Origin of the sequence: Aeromonas sp. QDB56, from assembly GCF_027705505.1 — a bacterium.
Taxonomy (GTDB): Bacteria; Pseudomonadota; Gammaproteobacteria; order Enterobacterales; family Aeromonadaceae; genus Aeromonas; species Aeromonas caviae.
In genome coordinates, this window is record NZ_JAPDBZ010000214.1 from 1 (window position 1) to 4,098 (window position 4,098).

The window sequence follows — 4,098 nt, forward strand, 5'->3', positions numbered from 1 at the left end:
ACGTCCCGCTGGAGCCCATTGCAAAAAAAGTGGCGCAATACAACGAAGGCAAGTAGGTCGATTTAGCGGCGCTTACGCTCATTCGAGCGTGCGGGCTGTTTTTCTGAAGGTTGTGCCCTGCCTCAGTGCTGCAGGATCTGGGAGAGGAAGAGCTTGGTCCGATCGGACTGGGGGTTGTCAAAGAACTGATCCGGCACGTTCTCTTCGATGATTTGCCCCCGGTCCATGAAGATCACCCTGTCCGCCACCTGCTTGGCAAACCCCATCTCGTGGGTGACGCAGAGCATGGTCATCCCCTCGTGGGCCAGCTCCACCATCACATCCAGCACCTCCCGCACCATCTCGGGATCCAGCGCAGACGTCGGCTCGTCAAACAGCATGACCTGGGGATTCATGCAGAGACTGCGGGCGATGGCGACCCGCTGCTGCTGGCCACCGGAGAGCTGCCCCGGATACTTGAGCGCCTGTTCGGGGATCCGCACCCGGCGCAGGAAGTTCATGGCGATCTCCTCGGCCTCCTTGCGCGGCAACTGCTTGACCCAGATGGGCGCCAGGCAACAGTTCTCCAGCACGGTCAGATGGGGGAAGAGGTTGAAGTGCTGGAACACCATGCCCACCTCCCGGCGCACCGTCTCGATGTTCTTGAGATCGGAGGTCAGGGCCGTGCCCTTGACCAGGATGTTTCCGCTCTGGTGCTCTTCCAGCCGGTTGATGCAGCGGATCATGGTGGACTTGCCCGACCCCGATGGTCCGCAGATGACGATCTTCTCCCCTCTGCCCACCTGCAGGTTGATGTTGCGCAGCACGTGAAACTCACCGTACCACTTGTTGACCTCTTTCAGTTCGACAACTGCGTCCGTTTTCATATCAGAACGACTCCTAATGCTTGTGGCCCGTGTTGAGTTTGCGCTCCAGATAGATGGAGTAGCGGGACATGCCAAAACAGAACATCCAGAAGATCATGGCGATAAAGACATAAGCTTCGGTGGAATACCCCAGCCAGGCCGGATCCGCCAGGGCCACCTTGGAGATGGCCAGCAGATCGAACAGCCCGATGATCAGCACCAGGCTGGTGTCCTTGAACAGGGAAATAAAGGTGTTCACCAGGGAAGGAATGGTGATCTTGAGGGCCTGGGGCATGATGATGAGGCCCATCACCTTCCAGTAGGAGAGCCCGAGGGCATCCCCCGCCTCATATTGCCCCTTGGGGATCGCCTGCAGCCCCCCTCTCACCACCTCGGCCACATAGGCCGCCTGGAACAGGATGATGCCGATGAGCGCCCGCAGCAGCTTGTCGAGCTCCACCTCGGTACTCATGAACAGTGGCAGCATGACGGACGCCATGAAGAGCACAGTAATGAGCGGCACCGCCCGCCAGAACTCGATGTAGACGGTACAGAGGCTGGAGATGACCGGCATGTGGGAGCGACGCCCCAGTGCCAGCAGGATGCCGAACGGCAGTGCTACCACTATGCCCACCACCGCCAGCACCAGGGTGAGCATCAGCCCGCCCCAGCGGTTCGTTTCCACCACCTCCAGCCCCGCTCCCCCATGGATGAGGAAGAAGGCGATGACAGGGAACACCAGCAGGGTGAAGAGCGCCAGCCCCCCCTTGCGCGGGGTCTTTGGCCAGATGAGCAGGGCCAGCAGCGCCGCCAGACCGGCGAAGGTCAGGTTGATGCGCCAGTACTGATCAGCCGGGTAGAAGCCATAGAGATACTGCCCCAGCCGGCTCTCGATGAAGATCCAGCAGGCACCGCCCTGGACGCAGGCCTCGCGGCTGCTCCCCTGCCAGGTGGCCGAGAACAGCGCCCAGTCCAGTGCAGACCAGATGAGTGGCAGCAACAGATAGGCCAGCACCAGGGTCAGCAGGCCGTTCCACCAGTTGGGGAAGAGGTTCTGCCTGATCCAGGCGAGCGGCCCCCGACGGTGGTTGGGAGGCGGCAGCGCCTCCTGCAATTCATTCACGAACATGACAGCTCCCTAGCGCTCAACCAGCGTCATTCTGCGGTTGTAGATGTTCATCAGCACCGAGGTGGTGATACTGATGACGAGATAGACCCCCATGGTCATGGCGATGACCTCGATGGCCTGCCCTGTCTGGTTGAGAGTCGTCCCCATGAACACCGAGACCAGATCCGGGTAGCCGATGGCTGTCGCCAGGGAGGAGTTCTTGGTGAGGTTCAGATACTGGCTGGTCAAGGGAGGAATGATGACCCGCATGGCCTGGGGAATGATCACCAGCCGCAGCGTCTTGGTGGGCGAGAGCCCGAGGGCGGAAGCCGCCTCCGTCTGCCCCTTGCTGATGGCCAGGATGCCGGATCGCACTATCTCGGCGATGAAGGCCGCCGTATAGATGGTGAGCGCCAGCAAGAGGGCCGCGAGCTCCGGCAGCACCGTCAGCCCCCCCCGGAAGTTGAACCCTTGCAGCGCAGGCACGCTCCAGCTGAGCGGGCTGCCCGCCAGCAGGAAGGTGATGCCCGGGAGCAGCATGACCAGGGCGGCCACACAGCGCCAGAACGGGAAGATCCTGCCGGTCAGGGCCTGACGGCGGCGAGCCCAGCGGCCCAGCCCCCAGCTCAGCAGCACCGCGAGCACCAGTGCCCAGAGCACGTAGCCGAATCCCTCTTCGAACAGGGGCTTGGGCAGATAGAAACCCCGCACGTTGAGGAAGGCGAGCCCGCCAATATCCACGCTCTGACGCGGGGAAGGCAGGGTACGCAGCACCGAGAAGTACCAGAAGAAGATCTGCAGCAGCAGCGGGATGTTGCGAAACGTCTCTATGTAGACGGCCGCTATCTTGGCCACCAGCCAGTTGCGCGACAGGCGCGCGACCCCGAGTGCGAACCCGAGCAGGGTGGCAAACAGGATGCCGAGCACGGAGACCAGCAGGGTGTTGAGCAGACCCACCACGAAGGTGCGACCGAAGGTATAGGTCTCGTCGTAGGGGATGAGGCTCTGCAAGATGCCGAAACCGGCCGTGTTGCCCAGAAAATCAAAGCCTGTGGTGATGCCACGGGTGGCCAGATTGGTCAGGGCATTGTTGACGATGTAGAACAGAAACCCGATAACCGCCGCGATGGCCAGGCACTGGAAGAGCAGCGCCCGCACCTTGGCGTCATACCACCAGCGGCCCTGTTCTTTCCTATGGTTTGATGCGTGTAACGCCATGAGGATGACTCCGACAAAGCCAGGGAAAACATGGGGGGCCAGGCCCCCCGGTGACTGTCGACTCAGCGGATGGGTGGCGCGTACATCAGACCGCCCTTGTTCCAGAGGGCATTGATGCCGCGATCAATCTTGAGGGGGGAGCCGGCACCGGCGTTGCGATCGAAGGATTCACCGTAGTTGCCGACCTGTTTGACGATGTTGTAGGCCCATTTGTCATCCAGCCCCAGCACAGTCCCTTTGGGCTCTTCCAGCCCCAGCAGGCGACGGATTTCAGGATTGGTGGACTTGAGCATCTCGTCCACGTTGGCACTGGTGACCCCGGCCTCCTCGGCATTGAGCATGGCGTTGAGGCTCCAGCGCACCACCTTGAACCACTGATCGTCACCCTGACGCACGGCTGGGCCCAGCGGCTCCTTGGAGATGACCTCCGGCAGCACCACGGCTTCCTCTGGCTTGGTGAGCTTGATCTTGAGGGCATAGAGCTGGGACTGATCCGAGGTCAGCACGTCACAGCGGCCGGCTTCGAAGCCCTTGACGGTCTGATCCGAGGTATCGAACACCACTGGGGTGTACTTCATGCCGCCATTGGCGCGGAAATAGTCAGCCAGGTTGAGCTCGGTGGTGGTACCGGACTGGATACAGACGGCGGCACCGTCAAGCTCCTTGGCGCTCTTGACCCCGAGGGACTGCTTGACCAGGAACCCCTGCCCGTCGTAGTAGTTCACCCCGGCGAACGTGAGGCCCAGCGACCCATCCCGGGTCAGGGTCCAGGTGGTATTGCGCGAGAGCAGATCCACTTCCCCGGACTGCAGGGCGGTAAAGCGCTCCTTGGCGGTGAGGGAGACATACTCAGGGCGAGATCGTGAACGTTTTGAAGCAATGTTAAGAGGATTTGACCGACCGATCTGGGTGTGATCTTATACTCTC

The 4,098-nt window shown here is 61.4% G+C and carries 3 protein-coding genes and 1 pseudogene; all 4 read right to left on the reverse strand.

Annotated elements, in window-relative coordinates:
* Positions 1-122: 122 nt before the first annotated feature.
* Entirely contained in the window at positions 123-866 is a 744-nt protein-coding gene (locus OKB81_RS19600; RefSeq protein WP_270805398.1) for an amino acid ABC transporter ATP-binding protein, read from the reverse strand.
* Between the two features lie 13 nt (positions 867-879).
* Positions 880-1,974 carry an amino acid ABC transporter permease gene (locus OKB81_RS19605; protein WP_069651709.1) on the reverse strand — a complete coding sequence of 365 codons (1,095 nt, stop codon included), beginning with the start codon at positions 1,972-1,974 and terminating at the stop codon, positions 880-882.
* 9 nt (positions 1,975-1,983) lie between these two features.
* Complete coding sequence (locus OKB81_RS19610; RefSeq protein ID WP_048208147.1) at positions 1,984-3,171, reverse strand: amino acid ABC transporter permease; 1,188 nt, start codon at positions 3,169-3,171, stop codon at positions 1,984-1,986.
* A 62-nt stretch (positions 3,172-3,233) separates the two neighbouring features.
* Positions 3,234-4,031: pseudogene (locus tag OKB81_RS19615) on the reverse strand (amino acid ABC transporter substrate-binding protein); the annotation flags it as partial.
* Positions 4,032-4,098: the final 67 nt, after the last annotated feature.

Bases quoted from the DNA above. Each gene is read 5' to 3' on its own strand.
- OKB81_RS19600 (WP_270805398.1), bottom strand. From the start codon at position 866: ATGAAAACGGACGCAGTTGTCGAACTGAAAGAGGTCAACAAGTGGTAC.
- OKB81_RS19605 (WP_069651709.1), bottom strand. From the start codon at position 1,974: ATGTTCGTGAATGAATTGCAGGAGGCGCTGCCGCCTCCCAACCACCGT.
- OKB81_RS19610 (WP_048208147.1), bottom strand. From the start codon at position 3,171: ATGGCGTTACACGCATCAAACCATAGGAAAGAACAGGGCCGCTGGTGG.